Annotated in this window: 22 protein-coding genes; 7 read left to right on the plus strand and 15 right to left on the minus strand. The window is 64.5% G+C overall.

The window, feature by feature from the left end:
* Positions 1-8: 8 nt before the first annotated feature.
* Together VGR99_RS04250 and VGR99_RS04255 are read right to left on the minus strand one after the other, a co-directional pair.
* The gene (locus VGR99_RS04250; RefSeq protein ID WP_326897050.1) at positions 9-1,004 is read right to left on the minus strand and encodes a TRAP transporter substrate-binding protein; all 996 of its coding nucleotides are present in this window, start codon (positions 1,002-1,004) and stop codon (positions 9-11) included.
* Between the two features lie 60 nt (positions 1,005-1,064).
* Positions 1,065-2,780, minus strand: coding sequence for an IlvD/Edd family dehydratase (locus VGR99_RS04255; RefSeq protein WP_326897214.1), 1,716 nt, complete (start codon positions 2,778-2,780; stop codon positions 1,065-1,067).
* Positions 2,781-2,955: 175 nt separating this feature from the next.
* Here VGR99_RS04255 and VGR99_RS04260 point away from each other — a divergent pair, with 175 nt between their 5' ends.
* Positions 2,956-3,636, plus strand: coding sequence for a GntR family transcriptional regulator (locus VGR99_RS04260; RefSeq protein ID WP_326897051.1), 681 nt, complete (start codon positions 2,956-2,958; stop codon positions 3,634-3,636).
* A gap of 178 nt (positions 3,637-3,814) precedes the next feature.
* The gene (locus VGR99_RS04265) at positions 3,815-5,098 is read left to right on the plus strand and encodes a serine hydrolase domain-containing protein (RefSeq protein ID WP_326897052.1); all 1,284 of its coding nucleotides are present in this window, start codon (positions 3,815-3,817) and stop codon (positions 5,096-5,098) included.
* Positions 5,099-5,201: 103 nt separating this feature from the next.
* Here the strand turns inward: VGR99_RS04265 and VGR99_RS04270 are convergent, their stop codons facing one another.
* Together VGR99_RS04270 and VGR99_RS04275 are read right to left on the minus strand one after the other, a co-directional pair.
* The gene (locus VGR99_RS04270; RefSeq protein ID WP_326897053.1) at positions 5,202-5,630 is read right to left on the minus strand and encodes a hypothetical protein; all 429 of its coding nucleotides are present in this window, start codon (positions 5,628-5,630) and stop codon (positions 5,202-5,204) included.
* A 9-nt stretch (positions 5,631-5,639) separates the two neighbouring features.
* Positions 5,640-5,897: a GlsB/YeaQ/YmgE family stress response membrane protein gene (locus VGR99_RS04275; protein ID WP_326897054.1), complete on the minus strand. Its 258-nt coding sequence runs from the start codon at positions 5,895-5,897 to the stop codon at positions 5,640-5,642.
* Between the two features lie 193 nt (positions 5,898-6,090).
* Here VGR99_RS04275 and VGR99_RS04280 point away from each other — a divergent pair, with 193 nt between their 5' ends.
* Together VGR99_RS04280 and VGR99_RS04285 are read left to right on the plus strand one after the other, a co-directional pair.
* Positions 6,091-6,996, plus strand: coding sequence for a transglutaminase family protein (locus VGR99_RS04280; protein ID WP_326897055.1), 906 nt, complete (start codon positions 6,091-6,093; stop codon positions 6,994-6,996).
* Between the two features lie 13 nt (positions 6,997-7,009).
* A complete protein-coding gene (locus VGR99_RS04285; protein WP_326897056.1) occupies positions 7,010-7,840 on the plus strand; it encodes an ion transporter in 831 nt (276 codons plus the stop codon).
* 72 nt (positions 7,841-7,912) lie between these two features.
* Here the strand turns inward: VGR99_RS04285 and VGR99_RS04290 are convergent, their stop codons facing one another.
* Positions 7,913-8,737 (minus strand): NAD(P)-dependent oxidoreductase, encoded by an 825-nt coding sequence (locus VGR99_RS04290; protein ID WP_326897057.1) that lies wholly within the window; start codon positions 8,735-8,737, stop codon positions 7,913-7,915.
* Between the two features lie 90 nt (positions 8,738-8,827).
* Between VGR99_RS04290 and VGR99_RS04295 the strand changes: the two genes are divergently transcribed.
* A complete protein-coding gene (locus VGR99_RS04295) occupies positions 8,828-9,805 on the plus strand; it encodes an SMP-30/gluconolactonase/LRE family protein (RefSeq protein ID WP_326897058.1) in 978 nt (325 codons plus the stop codon).
* Between the two features lie 194 nt (positions 9,806-9,999).
* On the opposite strand, the gene VGR99_RS04300 is transcribed toward VGR99_RS04295, so the two are convergent.
* Positions 10,000-11,430 (minus strand): aldehyde dehydrogenase family protein, encoded by a 1,431-nt coding sequence (locus VGR99_RS04300; protein WP_326897059.1) that lies wholly within the window; start codon positions 11,428-11,430, stop codon positions 10,000-10,002.
* 212 nt (positions 11,431-11,642) lie between these two features.
* On the minus strand, positions 11,643-14,006 hold the full coding sequence (locus tag VGR99_RS04305) for a transketolase (protein ID WP_326897060.1): 2,364 nt from the start codon (positions 14,004-14,006) through the stop codon (positions 11,643-11,645).
* A 135-nt stretch (positions 14,007-14,141) separates the two neighbouring features.
* Here VGR99_RS04305 and VGR99_RS04310 point away from each other — a divergent pair, with 135 nt between their 5' ends.
* Positions 14,142-14,603, plus strand: coding sequence for an Lrp/AsnC family transcriptional regulator (locus VGR99_RS04310; RefSeq protein WP_326897061.1), 462 nt, complete (start codon positions 14,142-14,144; stop codon positions 14,601-14,603).
* Between the two features lie 79 nt (positions 14,604-14,682).
* On the plus strand, positions 14,683-15,603 hold the full coding sequence (gene ppk2 / locus VGR99_RS04315) for a polyphosphate kinase 2 (RefSeq protein ID WP_326897062.1): 921 nt from the start codon (positions 14,683-14,685) through the stop codon (positions 15,601-15,603).
* Between the two features lie 240 nt (positions 15,604-15,843).
* Here the strand turns inward: ppk2 and VGR99_RS04320 are convergent, their stop codons facing one another.
* The 8 genes from VGR99_RS04320 to VGR99_RS04355 all read right to left on the minus strand — a co-directional run bounded on the left by VGR99_RS04320 (position 15,844) and on the right by VGR99_RS04355 (position 26,091).
* Positions 15,844-16,923, minus strand: a complete 1,080-nt coding sequence (locus VGR99_RS04320; protein ID WP_326897063.1) for a zinc-binding dehydrogenase — start codon at positions 16,921-16,923, stop codon at positions 15,844-15,846.
* A 61-nt stretch (positions 16,924-16,984) separates the two neighbouring features.
* Positions 16,985-17,929, minus strand: a complete 945-nt coding sequence (locus VGR99_RS04325; RefSeq protein WP_326897215.1) for a DMT family transporter — start codon at positions 17,927-17,929, stop codon at positions 16,985-16,987.
* Positions 17,930-18,129: 200 nt separating this feature from the next.
* On the minus strand, positions 18,130-18,969 hold the full coding sequence (locus VGR99_RS04330) for an aldo/keto reductase (RefSeq protein WP_326897064.1): 840 nt from the start codon (positions 18,967-18,969) through the stop codon (positions 18,130-18,132).
* Positions 18,970-19,014: 45 nt separating this feature from the next.
* Positions 19,015-19,917: an SMP-30/gluconolactonase/LRE family protein gene (locus tag VGR99_RS04335; protein ID WP_326897216.1), complete on the minus strand. Its 903-nt coding sequence runs from the start codon at positions 19,915-19,917 to the stop codon at positions 19,015-19,017.
* Positions 19,918-20,225: 308 nt separating this feature from the next.
* Positions 20,226-22,931 (minus strand): molybdopterin-dependent oxidoreductase, encoded by a 2,706-nt coding sequence (locus tag VGR99_RS04340; protein ID WP_326897065.1) that lies wholly within the window; start codon positions 22,929-22,931, stop codon positions 20,226-20,228.
* Between the two features lies 1 nt (position 22,932).
* On the minus strand, positions 22,933-24,150 hold the full coding sequence (locus VGR99_RS04345) for an NAD(P)/FAD-dependent oxidoreductase (RefSeq protein ID WP_326897066.1): 1,218 nt from the start codon (positions 24,148-24,150) through the stop codon (positions 22,933-22,935).
* 10 nt (positions 24,151-24,160) lie between these two features.
* Positions 24,161-24,589: a globin family protein gene (locus tag VGR99_RS04350; protein WP_326897067.1), complete on the minus strand. Its 429-nt coding sequence runs from the start codon at positions 24,587-24,589 to the stop codon at positions 24,161-24,163.
* 122 nt (positions 24,590-24,711) lie between these two features.
* Positions 24,712-26,091 (minus strand): MFS transporter, encoded by a 1,380-nt coding sequence (locus tag VGR99_RS04355; protein ID WP_326897068.1) that lies wholly within the window; start codon positions 26,089-26,091, stop codon positions 24,712-24,714.
* Between the last annotated feature and the right edge of the window lie 50 nt (positions 26,092-26,141).

The following is a 26,141-nucleotide window of genomic DNA, read 5'->3' on the forward strand; positions in this document are numbered from 1 at the left end:
CAAGCGCCCTAGTTGATCGACCGGATCAAATTCTTGATCTTCTCGGCATGCGGGCCGAGATCCTTGGCGAGCTTGTCGAGATAGGGATCGGCGACCGCGGTGAAGGTCTTCTTGTCGACGTTGTCGACGATCTTCACGCCCATCTTCTTCAGCTTCTCGGCCGCGCTGCGCTCGAGCTCGAAGGCCTTGGCCGGCTCCTTCGAGCTGATCTCGTTGGCCGCGGTCTGCACCCAGCCCTTCTGTTCGGCCGACAGGCTCTGCCAGAGCTTGTCGGAGATGAACACCAGCGCGTTGTTGGCCTCGTGCTCGGTGATGTTCAGCACGGGGGCGACCTCGTAATGCTTGTTGACGAGGTAGACGTTGATGCTGTTCTCGGCGACGTCGACGACGCCGGTCTGCAAGCTGGTGTAGACGCTACCGAACGGCATGTGCACGGTCTGGGCGCCATAGGCCGGGAACATGGTGTCCTCGGTCGCGGTCGCCTGCACGCGGACCTTCAGGCCCTTGATGTCGCCGACATTATGGATTTCGCGCTTCGAGTACATGTGGCGCACGCCTTGCGAGCCGGTCGCGATGACGTGCAGGCCCTGCGTGGTCTCGTCGATCATGGCTTTCAGCGCCTCGAAGACGCGAGGATCGGCGAGGCCCTTGACCACGTGGTTCTCGTCGCGGAACAGGAAATGCAGCGACATCACGCCCGCTTGCGGCGAGATCGTCGCGGTGTTGGCCGAGGAGATGATGGCGAATTCGACGTCGCCGGCCTTCACGAGCTGGAGCACCTGCGGCTCCTGCCCGAGCTGCGCGCCGGGGTACTGGTCGATGATCATGGTGCCCTTGCTCAATTCCTTGAGCTTTTCGGCAAAGAGGTCGCCCGCGATGGAATAGCCGGTGTTGCGTGGCTGGTCGTAGGCGAAGCGATAATGCTTCACCTCCTGTGCCCCGGCCCCGGTGACGAAAAGCATGGCGGCCGCGGCCACCAACCCACGCATGGATCGTGCAATCATCGTTTCCCCCTGTTTTATCGCCCGCCGCTTGTGCGGTCTGAGCGTTCTTTCGCGTGTCGATCAACCTGTCTCGGTCTTCCCAGTCCTCTGCATGAAATCAAAATCGCAGCCCTCGTCGGCCTGCATGATGGTCTCGTTGAACAGCCAGGCGTAGCCGCGGCGTGTTTCCTCACGCGGCGCGGCCGGCTTCAATGCGCCGCGGCGGCGCTCCAGCTCGGCGGCATCGACCAGCAGCTCGATGCTGCGCTTGGCCACATCCAGGCTGATCATGTCACCGTTCTTCACCAGCGCCAGCGGCCCGCCGACGGCGGATTCCGGGGTGATGTGCAGCACGATGGTGCCGAACGCGGTCCCGCTCATGCGCGCATCGGAAATGCGCACCATGTCCTTGGTGCCGCCGCGCGCGAGCTTCTTGGGGATCGGCAGATAGCCGGCCTCCGGCATGCCCGGGGCGCCCTTCGGGCCGGCATTGCGCAGCACCAGCACGTCGTCGGCGGTGACGTCGAGCTCGGGATCGTCGACCCGCAAGGTCATGTCCTCGACGGATTCGAACACCACCGCGCGCCCGGTGTGCTTCAGCAGTTTCGGGCTCGCCGCCGATTGCTTGATGACGGCGCCGCGCGGCGCGAGATTGCCGTGCAGGACGGCAAGGCCGCCCTCCTTCTTGATCGGATTGTCGCGCGAACGGATCGCGTCCTGGCCCGGGACGTCCTCGGCATTTGCGACGACGTCGCGCAGGGTCTGGCCCGAAATCGTCTTCGCATCGAGATCGACGAGATCACCGAGCTGCGCCAGCAGCTTCGGCACGCCGCCGGCGTGATGGAAGTGCTCCATATAATGTTCGCCCGACGGCTTGAGATCGACCAGCACCGGCACCTCGCGGCCGATCTGGTCGAACACGTTGAGATCGAGCCGGTGCGGCGAGCGATGCGCCATCGCGGTCAGGTGGATCAGGCCGTTGGTCGAGCCGCCGATCGCCTGCAGCACGACCTGCGCGTTCTTGAAGGATGCCGGCGTCAGGAACTCGCTCGGCTTCGGGCCCTTGGTCTTGGCCATCTCGGCGGCAACCCGGCCGCTGGCCTCAGCGAGACGGAAACGCTCGGCATGTGGCGCCGGGATCGTCGCGCTCATCGGCAGCGACAGGCCCATGGCTTCGATCATGCAGGCCATGGTCGAGGCGGTGCCCATCACCATGCAGGTGCCGACCGACGGCGCGAGACGGCCGTTCACCGCTTCGATCTCGGCGTCGTCCATCTCGCCAGCGCGATACTTGCCCCAGAGGCGGCGGCAGTCGGTGCAGGCGCCCAGCACCTCGCCCTTGTGATGGCCGACCACCATGGGACCAACGGGAATGACCACGGTCGGCAAATCGGCGCTGATCGCGGCCATCACCTGCGCCGGCAGTGTCTTGTCGCAGCCGCCGATCACGATCACCGAATCCATCGGCTGGGCCCGGATCATCTCCTCGGTGTCCATCGCCATCAGATTGCGCAGATACATCGAGGTCGGATGCGCAAAGCTCTCGGCGATCGAGATGGTCGGGAATACGAACGGCATCGCGCCCGACAGCATCACGCCGCGCTTGGCAGCCTCGATGATCTGCGGGACGTTGCCGTGGCAAGGATTGTAATCGCTATAGGTGTTGGTGATGCCAACGATCGGGCGTTCCAGCGCGTCGTCGGAATAGCCCATGGCCTTGATGAACGCCTTGCGCAGGAACAGCGAGAAGCCGGCATCGCCATAGCTCGTCAGACCCTTGCGCAAACCACTCGTCATCATACCGCTCCTTCTCGCTTGCCATTGTGCTACAGCCTGCCCCCTGATTGTCAATAAGATTGGGCCAGATCGCCGCGCTTTCTGGGTTCAGGCACCGTCGTAGACACAAATTATTGACAATCCGGGCTCTCCCTGCTCCACAAGGCGGACCGGCACGAGCCGGAGGGCTGAGGGCATGTCCGACATCCGCACCGCAGACGCCATGGCTATCAGGCGCGACGATCCTGATGACGTCGTCGCGCGGCTGGAGGAGGACATCATCTTCGGCCGCCTCGCGCCGGGCGCGCGCCTGACCGAGGACGCGCTGATGTCGCGCTACGGCACCTCGCGCCATTTCGTGCGCCAGGCGCTGGTGGATGCCGAGCGTCGCGGCATCGTCCGCCGCGAGAAGAACATCGGCGCCACCGTGCGATTCTATTCGGCCGAGGAGGTCCGGCAGATCTACGAGGTCAGGGAGATGCTGACGCGTCAGGCCGCGCTGATGATCCCCCTGCCCGCACCGCAAGGCCTGATCGACGAACTCACCGCCCTGCAGCGCGACTACTGCGCAAAGGCCGACATCCGCGATTTGCGCGGCATCCATGAGGCCAACGACGCCTTCCACGTCGCGCTGTTCGCGGCCTGCGGCAATCCCTATCTGGTCCGCTCGCTCCAGGACTATATGAGCCTGACGCTGCCGATGCGTGCCAAGAACCTCGCCGATCGAGAGGGACTGGCACAATCGCGGCGGCAGCATGAATTGATGATCGAGCTGCTCAAGGGACGCGACAGCTGGGCACTGGCGCAACTGTGCGTGGATCACATGCAGTTCAGCAAGGCGGATTATCTCGCGCGGATTGCGGGTGAAGAGAGCTAGCGGTTGCTACCGCAGCAGCGAAGCAGGTCCGCACCCGCCCCATTCGACGCGAAGGCACGTCGACCGAGTTTGATCTAGAGCAATGCAAATGCGCACGGCCAAGCTTGTCTATGGCTGTCCGTTTGCGAACACCGCTCCAAGAACGGCATGCTCGCAACGGCGACAAGGGAGGTCGCCAATGAACTTGCGAGGCATTAGCATATTGGCAGTCGCAGCATGTATCGCCTTTCCGGCTCTTGCGCAGGACGCGAACAAAGTCACCCCACCTGAAGACTCCGGCTTTTCAAGCGAGCGGCTCCAGCGGCTCTCTGACGTGATGCAGACGGATGTCGACAAGGGCACGATACCCGGCGCCGTCGTCATGATCTCACGCAACGGCAAGCTGGTTTATTCCAAGGCGTTCGGATTTCAGGATCGCGAGAAGCAGATCCCGATGAAGACCGACTCCATCTTCCGCATCGCGTCGATGAGCAAGCCCGTCACCTCAGTGGCAGTCATGATGCTGGTCGAGGAGGGCCGCATCATGCTGAGCGATCCCGTGTCGGCATATCTCCCCGAGCTGAAGAATCTCCAGGTTGGGGTTGAAAAGCTCGACGGTTCGGGCAAGCCGGAATTAATCCTTGAACCGGCCAGGGCCGAAGTGACGATCCATGATTTGCTGCGGCACACATCAGGCTTCACCTACGGCTTCTTCGGCAAGCCGACCTTGGTCAAGCAGGCTTATCTGGCGGCGAATCTTCTCGACCCCACCACGACGCTCGCCGACTTCGTCACGAAATTGTCCAAGCTGCCTCTCGCGTATCAACCGGGAACGACGTGGGATTACGGCGTCTCCGCGGACGTGCTGGGGCGCGTTGTCGAGGTCGTTTCGGGTGTGCCCCTCGACCAGTTCATCGCCGACCGCATCGTTAAGCCACTCGGATTGTCGGCAACAGGTTTCCATGTTTCCCAAGTGGACGCGGTGCGCGTCGCACAGCCTCAGATTGATCAGGCGACCGGCAAGCGCCCCCCGATGCCAGATCCAAGCAACCGGCCGAACCTGATGTCGGGAGGCGGCGGCATGGTTTCGACGGCGCCAGACTACATGCGACTTGCCCAAATGCTGCTCAATGGTGGCGAGCTGCAGCAAGCCAGATTGCTTTCTTCGCGAACAGTCGCACTGATGACCGCAGATCAACTGCCTCCGGACGTCGTATCCAGTCCGGTGGGATTGATGCTGGGGATCACACCACGAAACGGCACGAGCTTTGGGCTCGGATTTGGGATTCGTACCCAGACGGGAAGAAACCCGTTGCCGGGATCGCCTGGCCTGTTCGCCTGGCCCGGCATCTACGGCACCTCGTTCTGGGTCGACCCGAAGGAAAAGCTGGTCGGCGTCGCAATGCTCCAGGTGCCCGTCTCGCTGGAGCCCCGATATCGGCTGCTCGTTCGCAATCTGGTCTATCAGGCGCTTGCTGACTAACGAGTGTACTGCGGCCAAAGCCGAGAACATCCGCAATCCCAGACTCGGATTGCGGGTGAGACCAAGCGCTAGCGGGTGTCGAGCCAAGGCGCGCGAAGGCCGCTCAATACCGCCTCAGCAGACCGCGATCCACGCCGGCATCGCCATAGTCGGCGCAGGCCCTTTGCGGATTCCTGATCAAATCCGTCCGGACGCGCCTGAACGTCTTGCCGGCTGCGTCGGACACTTCAGGGCGGAATTTGCCGGGATCGTAGCTCTCACCGTCGCGGGCCTTGATGGCGACAGCGTAGGCGTCGATCATGGCCATCGCGGCCTCGGGGCTGCCGAGCAGCCGGGCGCCGAGCTGAACGCCGCCGGCACCATCGACCTCGTAACCGTCGCATCGCTGTTCGAGCACCACGGATGCGGTGACGAGTTGGTCGAGGAACGTCGCCTCGGCATCGCTGAGGGCTGCGGCTCGCGCCGATCCTGATACGATCATCGCGAGCATCGCGACGGCGGGCAGTTTGATTTTCTTGCGCAACCGGATCATGCGGGCCGATCAGGCGCGACGACCCATGACAAGCCCGTAGACGAAGAGGAGAATGATGGCGCCGACGATGCTCCCGATGAAGCCGGCGCCCTCCCCGAACCGATACCATCCCACGGCCTGACCGAGCCAGGTCGCGACGAACGCGCCGACGATTCCCAAAATAGTCGTCAAAATGAAACCCTGTGGCTCGGACTTGTCGCCGGGCATGAGGAATTTCGCGACCACGCCGACGATAAATCCGATGATGATCGTCCAAAGGATACCCATGTCCATCGCTCCATTCGGTCGGTTTGCACATCAACGCCTGAAGGAATGCGTGATCGCTTGATGGGGCAGGCGATCCCGGGAACGACGTTGATCTAGATCAATGGACGGAGGCGGCCGGGCCGAAAGCTGGTGCCTGCTCTCTCTTGCGCGGGAAGGCGCTCAATGCGCTCCGCAACGCGAAGCGGATCAACGCATGGCGATCATCGGCGAGATCACGCACACCACGACCTACCGCTATGCAAAGCCGGTCACGTTCGGCACGCACCGGGCGATGTTCCTGCCGCGGCGCGGCGCCTCGACCCGGCTGCTTCGCTGGTCCGCATCGACCAACCTGTCATCAAAGGTGCATTGGGTCACCGACTCCCGCTCGAATGCCGTCACGGTAATGGAGCTGCGCGAACCCGGCAGCGAACTGACGTTCACGTTCAAGGTTCGCGGCGTCTATTTCGGCATCAAGGGCCTGGAATCGTTTCCGCTGGAGCCGAGGGCCGAGGAAGTGCCCGTGCAGTATACGCCGGACGAGTGGACCGACCTTGCCGGCTACCTGCGTCCGCATAGCGACGATCCGGACGGCAACCATGCGGCGTGGACCAAGAGCTTCGTTGCCGGCGACCAGGACCGGACCGCCGACGTGCTGCGCCGCATGCTCGGCTCGTTTCGCAGCGAGTTCACCTATCGCGGAAGAGATGCGGAAGGCACCCAGTCTCCGGGCGAAACGCTGCGCACGAAATCAGGCACCTGTCGGGACTTCGCCTGGCTGATGATCGAGACGCTGCGCCGCCTCGGCTTTGCAGCGCGCTTCGTCAGCGGTTATCTCTACGACGCCTCGCTCGACGGCGGCGCGATCGGCATGACCGGCTCCGGCGCCACCCATGCATGGGTGCAGGTGTTCCTGCCCGGTGCGGGCTGGCTGGATTACGATCCAACCAACAGCCTGAGCGCCGGCTTCGACCTCATCCCGGTCGCCATTGCGCGGCATCCGGGCCAGGCGGTGCCGCTGGCCGGCTCGTGGTTCGGCGATCCCGGCGACTACCTCGGCATGTCGATCAACGTCACCGTTCACAAGATCGGCGAAGTGCTCGATCCCTCGGAGGGATAGGGAACGGCGCGCCATGGCACTCTCTCGCGACAACACCAGGGGACATGGGCTGCTCGACGCGGTCATCGTCCCGTTCGAAGCCCTCAAGACCGGGCTCCGGCAACTCTATGAGGGCGACACGTTCGGCTGCATCAAATTCCGATACGCCCTGCTCGCACTCGATATCGTCACGGTCCTGTTCATTATCGCGACCTCGTTCCTGCCTCGCAACAAGGCCATCGAGTCGCTCGATGTCGTGTTCGGTGTCTTGATCCTCGCGGATTTCGCTGCGCGGATGATCATCAGCCGCCAGCCGCTGCATGACCTGGCGCGGCTTTCGACCTGGACCGACATCGTCGTCATCATTTCGTTCCTGGCGCCGCTCGCCGGCGAAGCCGGCGGATTCCTGCGCGCTTTTCGAACGTTGCGGCTGCTGCGCGACTATCAGATGGTGGCGCGCCTCCGGGTGGACAGCGCCTTCTTCCGCCGCAACGAGGAGGTCGTGTTTGCGGTCGCCAATCTCGGCGTCTTCATCTTCGTGATGACGGGGGTCGTCTACGAGACCCAGAAGTCGCACAACACCCAGATTACCAACTATGCCGACGCGCTCTACTTCACGGTCACCGCGCTGACCACGACCGGGTTCGGCGACATCACCTTGCCCGGCACTGTCGGACGCCTGATCACCGTCGTCATCATGATCTTCGGCGTGACCCTGTTCCTGAATCTCGCCAAGGCGTTGCTTGCGCCCTCCAAGGTGCGTTTCCCCTGCCCGGTCTGCGCCCTGCAGCGGCACGACGTGGACGCCGTGCATTGCAAGGCCTGCGGGACCATCTTGAACATTCCCGATGAGGGGATGGACTAGGCCGAATGACGGCGCGGGTGCACCAAAGAGTCTACCTCGCCCCGCATCCGGGGCGAGGTAGCGCATCGCGCTCTACCGCTTATTCCAGTCGATGATCCGGCTCGCGTCGCCGTCGAACTCGTTGCTGCAGAACGCACCGCCCTGGAAATGGTCGCCGACCGGATCCGGCTTCAGCTTGGCCTGCTCGGCCATCGCGTGCGCCACGTGATCCTCGGAGCGGCCGGTCGGGCGGTAGCCGAACGCGTAGGCGCGGTGGTTGTCCCACCAGGCGCGCTCGTTCAGGGAGACGCCGTAGAACACCTCGAAATGGATATCGGGATGCTCGAGCCCGATCTGGCAGAGCTGCACCAGATCTTCCGGCTTCAGCCAGATCGAGATGCGGCGAAGGTCGAGCGGCACATCGCCGAAATTGCCGATGCGAAGGCAGGTCACTTTCAGGCCGTGCTTGTCGGCATAGAGCGCGCCGAGTGCTTCGCCGAACACCTTGCTGACGCCGTAGCGGCCGTCCGGGCGCGCGGTGACGTCGGTGTCGATCCTGCGGTGGCGCGGATAGAATCCGACGGCATGGTTCGAGGACGCAAACACCACGCGCTTGACGCCCTTGCGGTACGCCGCCTCGAACAGATTGTAGCCGCCGATGATGTTGGCCTGGAGGATGTCGTCCCAGGGACCCTCGACCGAATAGCCGCCGAAATGCAGGATGCCGTCGACGCCCTCGCAGAGCGCCTCGCATTGCGCGAGGTCGGCGAGGTCCGCGGCCTTGAACTGCTCGTTCGGCCCGAGATCCTTGGGCGGGCGGATGTCGCTGAGCAGCAGGTCCGGATAGATCGGCGGCAGCAGTTTGCGCAGACGCGTTCCGATTCCGCCCGAAGCTCCCGTCATCAAGATGCGCGGCATGTCTTTCCTCGTATTTTGGCGACCGATTTGCGGTCGTTGATCACTGATGGTAGCTGGATTGTCCAGAGGGAACGAAACGAGAGAACCGACATGAATGAAGCATCGTCCCACACCCAGAAGCTACCAGGCTGGCGGCCGGCGACCTATTACCCCGATCCGGCCATTCACGCCCTCGATCCCCGCTTCGAAAAATACTGGCTGAAGCTGTCGGCGGTGGAGCGGCTGACGACCGGCCTGCGCTGGGCCGAGGGGCCGGTGTGGTTCGGCGACGGACGCTATCTGCTCTGCAGCGACATCCCGAACCAGCGCATCATCAAATGGGAGGAAGAGACCGGCGCTGTTTCGGTCTTCCGAAAGCCCTCCAATTTCGCCAACGGCAATACGCGCGACCGTCAGGGCCGGCTAGTCACCTGCGAGCATGGCGGGCGCCGCGTGACGCGCACCGAATATGACGGCGAGATCACGGTGCTGATGGATCAATTCAACGGCAAGCGGTTGAACTCGCCGAACGATGTCGTTGTTAAATCGGACGGCTCGATCTGGTTCACCGATCCGATCTTCGGCATCCTCGGCAATTACGAGGGCTACAAGTCCGAGCCCGAGCTCGACATGAACGTCTACAGGCTCGACCCGGAGACCCGCAAAGCCACCGTCGTCGCCGAGGGTGTGCTCGGACCGAACGGGCTCGCCTTCTCGCCGGACGAGAAAATTCTCTACCTCATCGAATCTCGCGGCGTGCCGACCCGCAAGATTCTCGCCTATGACGTCTCGCCTTCCGGCGACAAGCTTTCGAACAAGCGCGTCTTCGTCGATGCCGGCCCCGGCACGCCGGACGGTTTCCGCGTCGACATCGACGGCAATCTCTGGTGCGGCTGGGGCATGGGCGATCCCGAGCTCGACGGCGTGGTCGTGTTCGCGCCTGACGGCGTCATGATCGGTCGCATCGCGCTCCCCGAACGCTGCGCCAATCTTTGCTTCGGCGGCGTCAAGCGCAACCGCCTGTTCATGGCGGCGAGCCAGTCGATCTACGCGCTGTATGTGAACACGCAGGGGGCGTTGGGGGGATAGTCGCTCCACAAGCGACGGTCCCGTAGGGTGGGTTAGCCGAAGGCGTAACCCACCATTGTTCGTCTCCGCGGAAACAGAAGCGGTGGATTACGCTTCGCTAATCCACCCTACGAAATTCGCTCCTCGCAATGACTAAAACAAAAACGCCGGAGCGGTTGCCCGCTCCGGCGTTTGGTTTGTTCAGGCGCTAACGCTTACGCCGCGTTGAAGCCGGCGACGGCCTTCACTTCGAGGAAGTCCTCGAGGCCGTACTTGCCCCACTCGCGGCCGTTGCCCGACTGCTTGTAGCCGCCGAACGGGGCGGTGCGGTCGTTGGGCACGCCCTGGAGATTGACGTTGCCGGCGCGGATCTGGCGACCGACGCGCTTGGCGTCCTCGACCGAAGCGCCGGAGACGTAGCCGGCGAGACCGTACGGCGTGTCATTGGCGATGTGCACGGCCTCGGCTTCGTCCTTGGCGCCGAGAATGGTCAGCACCGGTCCGAAGATTTCTTCGCGGGCGATCGTCATCTCGGGGGTGACGTCGGCGAAGATGGTCGGACGGACATAGAAGCCCTTGTTGACGCCTTCGGGCAGGCCCGGGCCGCCGGCGACGAGCGTTGCGCCCTCGTCGATGCCCTTCTTGATCAGCGCCTGGATCTTGTCCCACTGGCCGCGGTTGACGACCGGGCCGATGGTGGTGCCTTCGGCGCGCGGATCGCCCGCCTTGGTCTTGTCGGCGACGGCCTTCGCGATCGCCGCGACTTCCTTCATCTTCGAGGCCGGCACGATCATGCGCGAGGGCGCGTTGCAGGACTGGCCGGAGTTGTTGAACATGTGCATCACGCCGCCGGTCACCGCCTTCGTGAGGTCGGCACCTTCGAGGATGACGTTCGGCGACTTGCCGCCGAGCTCCTGGCTGACGCGCTTCACGCTCGGAGCCGCGCGCTTCGCCACGTCGATGCCGGCGCGGGTCGAGCCGGTGAAGGAGATCATGTCGATGTCGGGGTGCTCGCTCATGGCGGCGCCAACCTCGGGGCCAAGGCCGTTGACGAGGTTGAACACGCCCTTCGGCACGCCGGCTTCATGGAGGATTTCCGCGAAGATCAGCGCCGAGGTCGGGGTGAACTCCGACGGCTTCAGGATCATGGTGCAGCCGGCGGCGAGCGCGGGCGCGACCTTGCAGGCGATCTGGTTGAGCGGCCAGTTCCACGGCGTGATCATGCCGACCACACCGATCGGCTCGCGCAGCACCATGGCGGTGCCGACCGGCTCCTCGAAATGATAGTTCTTGAGCACGTCGAGCGTGGTCATGAGATGGCCAAGGCCGGCGCCGGCCTGCAGCTTCTCCGCCATCGGCAGCGGGGCGCCCATCTCGTCGGACACGGCGGCACCGATCTCCTTGAGACGGCCCTTGTAGATCTCGATCACTTTGGTGAGCAGCGCGACGCGCTCCTCGCGGCTGGTCTGGGAGAAGGTTACAAAGGCGCGCTTGGCGGCGGCGACCGCCTTGTCCACGTCGGCCTTGGAGCCTAGCGCAACCTCGTACATCGCCTCTTCCGTCGCGGGGTTCACCACGGCGGTGGACTTCTTGACGGCGGGATCGACCCAGGCGCCGTCGATGTAGAATTGCATGCGATTGACCATCGTTAACCTCTTCTTGGGGGCTTGGAGGGGGCGTTTCGGCAGGCATCCTTGCACGAAAGCGCCGGCAATTGAACCCGCCATATGCGGGGCCAGCGTTGCGGCGGACGGAGGTTATATGAGCCGATGGCGGGAACGTGGCAAGTGTGGCACGGCGCCGTCATTCCGGGACACGGCAAAGCCGCGGGCCCGGAATGACAAGGTGGTTACCCCGGCTACACCGCCATCTTGCGATGAGCGATCGGCGCGCCGGCGGTGAGGCTTTCCGCCGCATCGATGATGGCGTTGGCGTCGATGCCGTAATGGCGGTAGAGGTCGGCGATGGTGCCGGTCTGGCCGAACTGCTCGACGCCGAGCGCCTCGACGCGATGGCCGCGGACGCTGCCGAGCCAGCCGAGCGCGGACGGATGGCCGTCGATCACGGTCACGATGCCGCAGTCGCGCGACAGCGGCGCCAGCAGCTTCTCGATATGGCTGAGGTGCTGCACGCCGCGACGGTCGCGGCGCAATGTTCGCGCGGCCGTCCACCCGGAGTGCAGGCGGTCGGCGGAGGTGATGGCGAGCAGGCCGATGTCGCGGCGGCTCTCGCCGATGAAGCCCGTCGCCTCGATCGCCTCGGGCGCGACTGCACCGGTATAGGCGATCACGACTTCGGCATTCGGGCCCGGCTTGCGCAGCCAATAGGCGCCGTCGGTGATGCCCTGCTGCAGATCGGGCGTCATGATGCGCTGCGCCTGCTCGATGCTGCGCGTCGAGAGCCGCAGATACACCGAGCCGCCCTCGCCCGGATCGCGCTGCATATGGTCAAAGCCGAAAGCCATGATCACGGCGAGCTCGTCGACGAAGGCCGGCTCGAACGAGGCGAGCCCGTCCTGCGCCATGCCGATCAAAGGCGTCGCGATCGACTGGTGCGCGCCGCCCTCGGGCGCCAGCGTGATGCCCGACGGCGTCGCCGCCACCATGAAGCGCGCGTCCTGGTAGCAGGCATAGTTCAGCGCATCGAGGCCGCGCTCGATGAAGGGATCGTAGAGCGTGCCGACCGGCAGCAGCCGCTCGCTATTGATCTGGTGCGACAGGCCGAGCGCCGAGAGCATGATGAACAGGTTCATCTCGGCAATGCCGAGCTCGAGGTGCTGCCCTTTGGGCGAGAAGTCCCAGTTGAAGGTGGACGGAATTTTCTCGCTGCGGAATAAGTCCGCCTTCTCGCCGCGCGCGAACAGGCCGCGCCGGTTCACCCACGGACCGAGATTGGTCGAGACGGTCACGTCGGGCGAGGTCGTGACGATTCGCCGCGCCAGCTCGCTGTCGCCGCGCGCGATCTCGTTCAGCACGAGGCCAAAGCCCTGTTGTGTGGACATCTGCGCCGACGGCTTGAAGCCGAGCTGCTGCGGGACCTCGATAACGGGCGCGGTGAGCCGACGGCCATCCTGGTTGAACGGCACGCGCGCGAGGAAGGCATCGAGCTCGGCGGGTGCTTGCGCGAGGCCCTCGTACTTGTCCCATTCGTGGCCGGGGCGGATGTTCTGGCTCTCGCGATATTTCTCCATCTGCGCGACCGTCATCAGGCCCGCATGGTTGTCCTTGTGGCCCTGGAACGGCAGGCCGACGCCCTTGATGGTGTAGGCGATGAAGCACACCGGGCGATCGTGGTCGATGGACTCGAACGCCTCCAGCATGCTCGCCATGTCGTGGCCGCCGAGATTCGACATCAGCGCCAGCAGCTCCTCGTCGCTGCGCTTGTCGATCAGTTTCGTGATCGGCCCCTGATCGCCGATCTCGTCCTGCAGATGCTTGCGGAACGCGGCGCCGCCCTGGAAGCACAGCGCGGCGTAGAGCGCGTTCGGGCAATTATCGATCCACGTCTTCAGTGCCTCGCCGCCTGCTTCCGCAAACGCCTCGCGCATCAGGCGGCCGTATTTCACGATGACCACGTCCCAGCCGAAGTTGCGGAACATGGTCTCGAACTTTTCCCACAGTCCTTCGCGCACGACGGCGTCGAGCGACTGGCGGTTATAGTCGACCACCCACCAGGTGTTGCGCAGGCCGTGCTTCCAGCCCTCGGCGAGCGCCTCGAAAATGTTGCCCTCGTCCATCTCGGCATCGCCGACAAGGGCAATCATCCGCCCTTCGCGGCGATCCTTCATCCAGCCATGCGCCTTGACGTAGTCCTGCACCAGCGAGGAGAACAGCGTCTGCGCGACGCCGAGGCCGACCGAGCCGGTGGAGAAATCGACGTCGTCGACGTCCTTGGTGCGCGAGGGATAGGACTGCGCGCCCTTGAAGCCGCGAAAGTTCTCCAGCTTCTCGCGGCTCTGCCGCCCGAACAGATACTGGATGGCGTGGAACACCGGGCTCGCATGCGGCTTCACTGCGACGCGATCCTCCGGCCGCAGCACGTGGAAGTACAGCGCCGACATGATGGTCGCGAGCGAGGCCGACGAAGCCTGGTGGCCGCCGACCTTGAGACCGTCCGTGTTGGGGCGGACGTGGTTGGCGTGGTGGATGGTCCATGACGACAGCCACAGCGCCTTGCGAGCCAGCGCGGTCAGAGTGTCGAGACGGGCGGAATCAACGGGCATGGCAATGCTCCCGGAAATCAGGTCAGGCGATGATACGCCTGCGGGCAGCGCCAAACTTCTCAATTTTTCGCGCCATACCTCCGGATATTGGGATATTTTCCCAATGTAACCCGACAAAATACAGGTTCCATCCCAATGCCCGAGCTCGACGCCATCGACCGCAAAATCCTCGCTCTGCTCCAGACCGACAGCCGGCTGACCATGCAAGAGCTCGCCGAGAAGGTCGGGCTCTCGGTCTCGCCGTGCCATCGCCGGGTCAAGCTGCTGGAGGAGCGCGGCGTCATCAGCCGCTATATCGCGACCGTGGACCAGAAGGCGCTGGGCCTGCATGTCAGCGTGTTCATCTCGATCAAGCTGGCACGGCAGAAGGAGGAGGATCTCAACCGCTTCGCCCGCGCGATCTCGAAATGGGACGAGGTGCTGGAGTGCTATCTGATGACCGGCAACCGCGACTATCTGCTGCGCGTCGTCGCGGCCGATCTCGCCTCCTACGAGACCTTCCTCAAGACCAAGCTGACCCGGCTCGACGGCATCGCTTCGATCGAGTCCAGCTTTGCACTCAGCCAGGTGAAGTATTCGATCGCGCTGCCGGTATGATGAGGCGGCTGTCACATTGGCGCAATAAACCCCATCGATGGTCGCGGGCGAGAAGGCACCTGAGCCGAAAGAAGGACCCATGACCGCATCCGACCGCACCCCTGAAATGGCCAAACGCGAGCGCATCATCCGGGAAATGACCGACGATCTCGACGAAGAGCTGGAGATGGAACTCGATGACAGCAGGCTCGACGAGCTCCTCGACGAGACCGACGCGCTCCGCCCGTCGGTGGATCGCAGGCTCTATTTCAGGGAATTGCTCCGCCTCCAGGGCGAGCTGGTCAAGCTGCAGGACTGGGTGCAGAGCGAGAAGAAGAAGGTCGTGGTGCTGTTCGAGGGCCGCGACTCCGCCGGCAAGGGCGGCGTGATCAAGCGCATCACCCAGCGCCTCAATCCTCGCATCTGCCGCGTCGCAGCCCTTCCGGCGCCGAGCGAGCGCGAGCGCACGCAATGGTACTTCCAGCGCTACGTGTCGCACCTGCCGGCCGGCGGCGAGATCGTGCTGTTCGACCGCAGCTGGTACAACCGCGCCGGCGTCGAGCGCGTGATGGGCTTCTGCACCGACGAGCAGTACCAGGAGTTCTTCAAGACGGTGCCGGAGTTCGAGCGGATGCTGATCCGCTCCGGCATCATCCTGGTCAAATACTGGTTCTCGATCACCGACGACGAGCAGCAGTTCCGCTTCACCATGCGCATCAAGGATCCGCTCAAGCAGTGGAAACTGAGCCCGATGGACGTCGAGGCCCGCAGCCGCTGGGAGGCCTACACCAAGGCCAAGGAGACGATGCTGGAGCACACGCACCTGCCGGATTCGCCGTGGTGGATCGTCGATGCTGTCGACAAGAAGCGCGCCCGCCTCAACTGCATCTCGCATCTCCTGAGCCAGATGCCGTACCAGGAAGTCGCCCGCACCCTGGTGGTGCTGCCGCCGCGCGTCCGCAACCCCGACTATCACCGCGGCCCGATCCCGCCGGAGATGTACGTGCCGTCGAAGTACTGAGGAGAAAGCTTGGCCTTCATGGTTCGAGACGCCCGCTCTGCGGGCTCCTCACCATGAGGGTCTAGCATTTTCGCCGCAAAGCAAGACCTCATCCTGAGCAGCGCGCGAAGCGGGCGTCTCGAAGGATCGCCACAAACTCCGTTCTCGTAGAGTGGGCAAAGGCGCGGAGCGCCGTGCCCACCATCAAGCACCGCGCTCGTGATGGTGGGCACGCTTCGCTTTGCCCACCCTGCGCGACCTTCATCTCCACGGCTGCACGATGATCTTGGTGTGCGCCTCGGGATTGGCGAGGTCGGCGAAGGCTTTGGCGACGCCGTCGAGGCCCACGTCCGCGGTCACCATCGCGGCGGCGTCCACCTGCCCTTCCGCGATCAAGCGCAGGGATGCCGCGAACTCCTCCGGCGTGTAGCCGAGCACGTACTGGACGTTGAGCTCCTTCATGATGCCGAGCATGGGCTCGTTTCTGTCGCTCTCCATGCAGACGCCGACCACGACGACCTTGGCATCGCGCGGCGCGCCCTCGAACACCTGCTGCAGCAGACCGGGCACGCCGACGCATTCGAAGATGACGGCGGGCTTCAGCGCCGGCAGCATCGCCTGGAACGGCGGCCGCGCCGCCTTCTCGGCGTCCGACATCTGCGCATGCTCGGCCCAGGTCGCATAGGGCTGCGACACCTTGGGATCGACGACGATGTCAGCGCCGAGCTTGGCGGCAAGCGCGCGGCGCGCCGGCGAATAGTCAGCGGCGACGATGGGGTGCAGGCCCTTGATCCTGAGCGCGGCAGTCACCGCGAGTCCGACCGGGCCGCAGCCGATCACCAGCGGCACCTCGCCGCCCCTGATGTTGGCTTTTTCGACCGCGTGAACGCCGACGGCGAGCGGCTCGGTGAGCGCCGCATGTTCCGGCGCAAGACCGTTGGGCACCTCGAGCAGCAGCGGCTCGCTCAAGATCATCTGCTCCGCGTAGCCGCCGACGAAGTCGTTGGAATAGCCGATGCCCTTGATGCCCTCAGCGGTCACCAGCGCGGGCAGCGAGCAGACATGCGCCCCCGGCTTGAGCTTGCGCGCGGTGCCGGGGCCGTAGTCGACGATCTCGCAGCAGAATTCGTGACCGAATACGACGTCGCGCGACAGGTCCATCGGCGTGCGCCCGGTCTTCTTCGCCATCTCCACCATGCGGGGCGCGTGCTGGCGCGCATGCAGGTCGGAGCCGCAGATACCGCAGGCGAGCGTCTTGACCAGCACCTGGCCCGGGCCGGGCTTCGGCTCGGCGATCCGGTCAACGACAATCTCACCGTTCCTGAAAATCGCAGCGCGCATCCGGCTCCTCCCATGCTTGTTGGAGCCATCGATAGCACGTATCAGGACGCGCGAACTTGCGTCAGGGGTTCGGGGAACGCTCTTCCAGCACCAGAAGCTGGGCTCGGCGGATGCGCTCGCGATGGGCGATGTAGAGGCCGCTGGCGACGATGAAGGCGGCACCGGTCACGGTCCAGACGTCAGGCACTTCACCGAACAGGAAGAAGCCCAGAATGCTGACCCAGAGCAGCTGCGTGTAGGAGAACGGCGCCAGCACCGAAGCATCGCCGTAGCGATAGGCCAGCACGACGATCCACTGGCCGATGGTGGAGGCAAGACCGATCACGATGCCGAGGCCGATGCCCGTCCAGGTCGGTGTGACCCAGACGAACGGCACCATCACGCTGAGGATCGCCAGACCCGTGAGCGCGGAATAGGCCATCGTGGTGAGCACGGCTTCGCGCCCGCTCATCATGCGCGTCATGATCAGCGCGGCAGCCCAGCAGAACGCCGAGACGATCGGGAAGAAGGCGGCGATGTGGAACGCGTTCGAGCCAGGGCGCAGGATGATCATCACGCCGATCAGGCCGATCGCGGTCGCGATCCAACGGCGCATGCCAACCTTCTCGCTGAGGAAGATGATCGACAGCGCGGTGACGAACAGCGGCGAGACGAAACCGGTGGCGGAGGCCTCCGCGATGGGAAGGAAGCGCAGGCCGGTGATGAAGAACAGCGAGGAGCCGAGCAGCGCGACGCCGCGCATCAACTGCAGGCTCAGCCGCTCGGTGCGCATCCCGTGCAGCGGCGAGCCCGGCAGCATCACCGGCGTGAACATCAGCGCGAAGGTGACGAAGCGGATCCAGGTGATCTCGATCGACGGCAGGCTTGTCGAGAGATATTTCGCGGTGACGTCGGAGCAGCCGAGAAACACCGTCGACAGCAGCACCAGCGCGATGCCCTTGAAGGGATGATCGACGCGCGCAGGCGCACGACGAGCTTCCTGCTTCTTCTCCGTCACGGCAGGCATGGGGATACGGTCGAGCCTTGCGGCTGCGGCGGGCGGCGGTGTCACTGTAGGAACCCGGGGAAAATACGAATCGAGATCAGCTTGTAAAGAACGACAAATGCGCCGCTTTCACAACTTCCGAAAACAGGATGCCGATATGCACTCAGGTCCGCGCGCGTCAATACTCCATTAAGAATGCGAGTAAAACGCGTTTTGCTGCACTACAGCATGGGCAGGCCGCGTGGCTTCGGACCGCGCGGAAACGCCGCATCCAGCGCCGAAATCTCCTCTTTCGTCAGCACGAGTTCACCAGCGGCCGCATTTTCACTGGCATGTTCCGCAGACGAGGCCTTCGGGATCGCGAACACCGTAGTCGCACGGGTGAGAAAGCTCAGCGCGACCTGACGCGGCGTCGCACGACGCGCCTCTGCGATGCGCGCCAGCACCGCGCCGCCCTTGCTGCGTTCATCGGGAAAATCATCATGCCCGAACGGCGAATACGCAACGACAGCGACGCCATGCCGCTCGCACCACGGGATCACCGCATGCTCGATCGCGCGCTCCTTGAGATGATAGAGCACCTGATTGCAGGCGATCTTGCCTTCGCCCGCGACCTCGAGAATTTCGTCGAGATCGTCGGCGTCGAAATTGGAGACGCCCCAGGATTTGATCTTGCCGGCCTTCATCAACTCTTCGAATGCAGCGACGGTGTCTTCAAGATCATACGAGCCGCGCCAGTGCAGCAGGTAGCAATCGAGCCGATCGGTCTTCAGCCGCTTCAGCGAGCGTTCGCTAGCTGTAATGGTGCCGCGGCGCGAGGCGTTGCTCGGCAGCACCTTTGACACCAGGAACACTTCATCGCGGCGGCCCGCGATCGCATCCGCAATGACAAGCTCGGCATCGCCATACATCTCGGCGGTGTCGATATGGGTCATGCCGAGATCGAGCCCGCGCTGCAGCGCCGCGATCGCGCGTTTGCGATCGCCATGGTCGAGATACCAGGTGCCCTGCCCGATCACGGAGACATTGGCGCCGGTCTTGCCGAAGGGTTTTGAGTTCATGTTCGCTCCGATGCCACTCTTTCGCTCAGGCAACCGCCATCACGCTCAGGAGTTCAATCCGCTGATGTCGGCGACCAGCACGCCGCCGGTCGCTGACTCCGTGATATAGAGCCGATCCTTCTTCGCGCCACCGATCGCGACATTGGTGCAGTTCGGCCCCGCGCAGGACTTGATCCGCGCGATCAGCTCGCCATTCGGCGCGAACACGAAGACGTGGCCGAGCGAAGCGTGGCCGACGAACAGCCGTCCCGCCGCATCTATCGTCATGCCGTCAGGACCTGATGTGCCGAACAGCGAGCAAAACCGGCCGACCTTGGAGACGCTGCCGTCCTTCATGAACGGCAGCCGCCACACCGCATTGTCGCGCGTCATCGCGACGAACAGCACGCTCTCGCTGGGATCGAGCACGAGGCCATTCGGGCTGATGCCGGTGTCGATCAGGCAATCGAGCCGGCCGCTCGGCGCCAGCCGATAGACGCGACCGCTGGGATCATGCAGGCCGGTCTGGCCCTGATCGGTGAAGAAGATGTCGCCGTTGGAAGCGAGATGCAGATCGTTGCAGCCGCGGAACGATTCCGAATTGCGCGCGGTCAGGACCGGCTTGATGCTGCCGGCTTTGGCGTCGAGCTCCATGATGCCGTGCATGTAGTCGGCCACCAGGATGCGGCCGTCGGCGGCGATCTTCAGCCCGTTCGGCCAGCCTTCGTATTCGACGACCAGCGACCATTCGCCATCAGACGCGATGCGGAAGATGCGACCGAAGGGAATATCGACGATGTAGAGATTGCCGTCCTTATCGAAGGACGGCCCCTCGATGAAACTGTCGGTCGGCACACCCGGCCGGTTGGCATCGGCCCAATCGGTCCGCACGCCCTTGCGGCGAAACTTGTCGGGCATGGCGGAGAAGATTTTGGTTTCGATCAGGCGCGGCGGCGTTTCCAGGTACATCATTATTGTTTTTATGGCTGTTGAGGGGAGAGCGCGGCAACATAGGGCACAATCGCGGGCGCGTCGATTGGGGAGCCGGCATGGCTGCGTTGGGGGACAGCACCAGGCCTCGATAAGCACCGCTATTGTGAGCACGGGTCTATCTCGTGTCCCGGACGCGCTGCAACGCGTCAGCGTTGCTGCGCAGAGCCGGGACCCAGAAGGCCAAACGCACCCCGTTTTAGATGGGCCCCGGCTCTGCAGCGCACCACTTCGTGATGCGCTGCGTCCGGGGCACGAGGCCGTCTTGTGGCATGAAGAAAGTGCGCCTACCCCGCCGCCCCAGCCAGCTTGGCCTCTTTCACCGGCGCCACCTCTGTCGTCGCGATCAGGCGCTTCAGCTCGGGGATGCAGGAGCCGCAATTGGTGCCGGCCTTGAGCTTTGCGCCGATCTCGGCGGCCGTGCGCGCGCCGGATGAGATGGCATCGCAAATGGTGCCGCGGCCGACGCCGAAGCAGGCGCAGACGATCGGGCCGGTCGAGGCGGCGCCTTCGCCGGATTTGCCCGACAGCAGCATGCGGCGCTGATCGTCGGTGACCTGGTCGGCAACGAACAGGCTCTTCACCACCTCCCAGTCGCCCGCGTCATGCGCGGGTCCGACGAACAGGCAGGTCTCGATGCGATCTCCGGCAAACGACGCCGCGCGGTAGACGCCGCCGCCGAAGTCGCGATATTCGGCGACATCCTCGCCGGCAACACCGTCGAGCCAGGCCGGCCAGCGCGACAGATCGGCATTGTCGGCGAAGAGATAGCCGAAGCCGCCGGCAACGGTGACGCGGGTCCACATCAGGTTTGGCGGCAGATCGAGCTCTTTGCGCGACAACGCAAAGCCGCGGAAGACGTATTCATAGGGCGTGATGGCGGCCGGCGTCGCCTTGGACTCCGGCTGGCCCGAGAACGGATCGGTGAACGGTGCTACCAGCGCGCCGACGCGGCCGTGCGAGGCGTTCATCGCGCTCCAATGGATCGGCGCGAACAGCGTGCCGCGCTGCTGGCGCTCGCTGACGACGACCTTCAGGATGCACTGGCCGTAATCGGTGGTGATGCGGGCAAAGCCGTCATGGGCGATGCCGTACTTGCTCGCGTCGTCAGGATGGATCTCGACGAACGGCTCGGGCAGATGCGCACCTAACCGCTGGCTCAGCCCCGTGCGCGTCATGGTGTGCCACTGGTCGCGGATGCGGCCGGTGTTGAGCCGTAGCGGACGCGACGGACCGGTCTCGCTGCGCAATGCCGGGATCTCGGGCGCGACGAAGCGGCCCTTGCCATCATTGGTGAAGAAGCCGCCGCTCGCGAAGAACCGCTCGCCCGGCGCCTGGCCGTCACGCAGCGGCCACTGCACCGGCCTCAACGCGTCGAAGCCCTCGTCGGAGAGCGAGGTCAGCGCACCGATGTCGAAATCACGGCTGCCGTTGTTCTCGAACGCCGAAAGCGCGGCATGCTCGCGAAAAATATCGGCGGCGGATTTGTAATTGAAGCTGTCGCCGAAGCCGAGACGCTTGGCGGTCTCGCTGAGGATCCACCAGTCCGGCCGCGCCTCGCCCGGCGCCGGCAGGAACGAGCGCTGGCGCGAGATGCGGCGCTCGGAGTTGGTCACCGTGCCCGACTTCTCGCCCCAGGCGAGCGCCGGCAGCAGCACATGCGGGCCGGCCTCGACCGTGTCGTTGGAGAGCACGTTCTCGGACACCACGAACAGCTCGAGCTTCTTCAGCGCGTCGCGGACGAAGTCGGCATCGGGCAACGACACCGCGGGGTTTGTGCCCATCACCCACAGCGCCTTGACCTCGCCGCGGTTGATCGCCTCGAACAGCTGAACCGCCTTCAATCCCTCATGGGTGGCGATGCGCGGCGCCTTCCAGAACCGCCTGACGCGGTCGATGTCCGGCGGCGTGAAGTTCATGTGCGCTGCGAGCTGGTTGGCGAGACCGCCGACCTCGCGGCCGCCCATCGCGTTGGGCTGGCCGGTGAGCGAGAACGGCGAGGCGCCCGGCTTGCCGATACGGCCCGTCGCAAGGTGACAGTTCAGGATCGCATTGACCTTGTCGGTGCCCTGCGCGGACTGGTTGACGCCCTGCGAGTAGAGCGTGACGACGCGGGGCGTGTCGCGGAACATCTTGAAGAAGGCGGCGACGTCCTGCTCGGACAGCCCCGTCGCCAGCGCGGTCGCGGTGACGCTGCCGGCGATGTTGCGTGCGCGCGCCAGCGCATCGTCGAAGCCGCTCGTGTTCTGTGCGATGTAATCCTGATCCAGCGCGCAATTGTCGGCGAGATGGACGAACAGGCCGGAGAACAGCGCGGTGTCGGTGCCGGGCTTGAGGCCGAGGAACAGGTCGACGTCGCTTGCGGTGTCGGTGCGGCGCGGATCGATCACGATCATGCGGGCGCCGCGCTCCCCACGGTTCTTCAACATGCGCTGGAACAGGACGGGGTGGCACCAGGCGGCATTCGAGCCGACGAAGACCAGCAGATCGGCCTGATCGAGATCCTCGTAGCAGCCGGGCACGGTGTCGGCGCCGAAGGCGCGGCGATGGCCGGCGACCGAGGACGACATGCACAGCCGCGAATTGGTGTCAACATTCGCGGTGCCGACAAAGCCCTTCATCAGCTTGTTGGCGACGTAATAATCCTCGGTGAGGAGCTGGCCGGAGAGATAGAAGGCGACTGCGTTGGCGCCGTCGCGCGCGACGATGTGCTGCATGCGGTGGGCGACGTGATCCAGCGCGTCGCTCCAGGCGACGCGCTCCAGCACGCCCTTGCAGCGGATCATCGGATAGAGCAGCCGGCTCTCGAGCCCGACGGTCTCACCCAGCGCCGAGCCCTTGGAGCACAGCCGGCCGAAATTGGCGGGATGATCCGGATCGCCCGCGATCGCCGCGCCGCCCTTGCCATCAGGCGTTGCCAGCACGCCGCAGCCGACGCCGCAATAGGGACAGGTTGTCTTGGTGGTGCGTAGTGTCGGGTCGATCGCCGTCATATCAGGCTGCCTTCGAGGGAAGCGCGAGCGCGCGGCCGAACATCATGTCGGCGCGGATCGCCGCGACTTTCTCGCGATTGCGGATCAGCTCGAGATACCAGAGCGCATCGATGGTATCGCCGATCAGCACCGCGCCGGTGAGCCGGCCGTCGGCGATGACGAGCTTCTTGTAGGTGCCGCGCCTGCGGTCCGACAGCACGAGGCTCTCGCTGCCTTCCCCGCCCATGAAATCTCCGGCGGAGAACACGCTGACGCCCGAGACCTTCAGATTGGTCGAGACCACGCTGCCCGGATAGGTGGCGGGCCGGCCGGCGAGATGCCGCGCCAGCACGCGCGCCTGCTCATAGGCGGGCTCGACCAGGCCATAGCAGGTGCCACGATGCTCGGCGCATTCGCCGAGTGCGTAGATGCCGGGCGATGCCGTCTGCATCTCGTCGTTGACGACGATGCCGCGGTTGACTGCAATGCCGGCCTCCTTGGCGAGCGCAATGTTCGGCCTGATGCCGGCGGCGAAGATCACCGCGTCGGCCTCGATGCGGCTGCCGTCGGCGAGCTCGACGGCCTCGACATGTCCCTCGCCGTCAATGCGGGCCGTGGAGGCATTGAGCAGAATGCGGATGCCCTTGCGTTCGACCAGCGTCTTGAGCAGATCGGCGGCCGGCAGATCGAGCTGACGCTCCATCAGCCGGTCCATCAGATGCAGCAGCGTCACGGGCGCGCCGGCCTTGGCGAGGCCGTAGGCGGCTTCAAGCCCGAGCAGACCGCCGCCGACCACGACGACGCGCTTCTTGGCGGCCGCAAGCGTCAGCAGCAGGTCGACGTCGCGCGTATCGCGAAAGGTGTGAACGCCGGCGAGATCGGCGCCGGGCACGTTGAGCCGCAGCGGCGTCGATCCCGTCGCGAGCACGAGCTTGGAATATTCCATGCTCTCTTCGCCCGCGATCTTGAGCTCGCGGCGGCCGGTGTCGATCTCGGTGACGCGATAGCCGTAGCGCACGGTGACGCCGCGATGGCGCCACCAGTCCGCCGGCCGCAGCTCGATCTCGTGCGAGCCGGTCTCGCCGGCCAGCACGGAGGAGAGCAGGACGCGGTTATAAGCGAGCCGGGGCTCTTCGCCGATCACAGCGACCGCGTAGCGGCCGAGCGAGGTCTTGGCGAGCTCGTCAACCAGACGCGCTGCCGCCATACCGTTACCGACGATGACCAGCGGTTCACTCACAAGGCATCTCCTATTCGGCGGCCTGCGCCTTCGCGCCGTAGGCTTCGGAAATCATGTAGCCGGACAGCACGCCGTAAGCGTCGGTCCAGGCGGTGGCGAGCTCGGGCGTCCAGGCCTCGCCGAGCCCCTTCTCCAGGGTCCACAGCAGGGTCGCGCCGACCACGGGATAGTGCTCGGCCTTGGCGCCGTAGGCGACGTGGCGCTTGGCGAGCGCGGAGGCCGCGGGAAGGATCGTCTCGAGGTTCGACAGGCCGCTGACGACGGCAGCGAGCATGCCCATCAGCTTCTTGCGCTGCTCGGTCATGTCCTCGGGAAACATCGCGCGCACCGACGGCGCGACCTCGAACAAGCGGTCGTAAAACAACCCGGAGGCTGCTTCTGAAATCGGCGCGACCTTGGAAAAGCTCTGTTGCACGAGGGCGATCTGCTGAGGCGTCATGGTGGTCTCCTGTCTGTTTCGGTCTGCCTTTGTCCGCGCCGTTGCGGAAAAAGTTCATGGGTCAAACGTCATCAGAGCGGCTTCTCCCCGCTTACGGAGAGAAGCGATTTTCGTACCAAGTCTCAGACACGCGCCTCGGCAAGGCTTGGCGCGCCTTCGCTCTGCGGACCGCGACGCAGATAGAACCACCAGGTCAGGCCGAGGCAGGAGGCGTAAAAGGCGAGATAGATCGCGAGCGCGAGCGACGGGCCACCGGTCATGGCGATCGACTTGCCGAAGCCGCTCGGGATCAGATAGCCGCCGACGGCGCCGACCGCGCCGATGAAACCGACCGCCGCACCGCTCTCGATGCTCGCCGTCTTCAACGCAGCCGCACGTGCCGCATCGCCCTTGCCGCGCACCTTGAACAGGTTCTGCTCGCGGAAGATCGAGGGGATCATGCGGTAGGTCGAGCCGTTGCCGATGCCCGTCGTCACGAACAGGATCAGGAACATCGACAGGAAGCCGATGAAGTCCTTGTGCCCGACGAAGTAGAGCACGCCGACCGTCGCCGCCGCCATCGCGATGAAATTCCAGAAGGTCAGGATGGAGCCACCGATCCTGTCGGCAAGCAACCCACCGAGCGGTCGCGACAGCGAACCGACCAGCGGCCCGAGGAACGCGATCGAAATCGTCACGGACGGAAACTGCGTCTTGATCAGCAGCGGAAACGCCGCGGAGTAGCCGATGAAGGATCCGAACGTCCCGATATAGAGATACGCCATGATCCAGGTGTGCTTGCGCTTGACGACGGCAAGCTGGTTCTTGATCGACGACTTCGCCGAGGTGAGGTTGTTCATGAAGAACACTGCGCCGAACACCGCGATCGCGATCGGCAGCACCCACATCAGGCCGGCGTTCTGCAGGAAGATGCCGTCGACCGGAGAAGCCTGGAACAGGTTGATGACGGCGAGCGTCATCAGGATCGGGGTCAGGAGCTGCACGCTGGAGACGCCGATATTGCCGCCGGCCGCATTCAGCCCCAGCGCCCAACCCTTCATCCGGTCAGGGAAGAAGAAGGAGATGTTGGTCATGCTGGAGGCGAAATTGCCGCCGCCGAGGCCGGCGGTCGAGGCCACCAGCAGCATCAGCCAGAACGGCGTATCGGGCTGGCTCACGAAATAGGCGAGCGACAGCGTCGGAATGAACAGGATCGCCGCGCTGAAGATGGTCCAGTTGCGGCCGCCGAAGGTGGTGACCGCGAAGGTGTAGGGGAAGCGCATCAATGCGCCGATCAGCCCCGGCACCGCGACGAGCTGGAACAGCTGGTCGGTGGTGTAATGGAAACCCGCCTGCGGCAGCTTGGTGGTGACGATGCTCCAGATCAGCCACACCGAGAAGCCGATATGCTCGGCGACGATGGACCAGATCAGGTTACGCCGGGCGATGGTTTTACCGCCCGCATTCCAGAACGCCTCGTCTTCGGGGCGCCAGTCGGAAATCCAAGTAGGACTTTTCGTCATTGCTTATCCCTTCCAGGCTCACCGCTGCGTCGTTGCAGGCTCTGCCTCCG

It is taken from the genome of Bradyrhizobium sp. (assembly GCF_035935975.1).
In the GTDB taxonomy this organism is placed as follows: Bacteria; Pseudomonadota; Alphaproteobacteria; order Rhizobiales; family Xanthobacteraceae; genus Bradyrhizobium.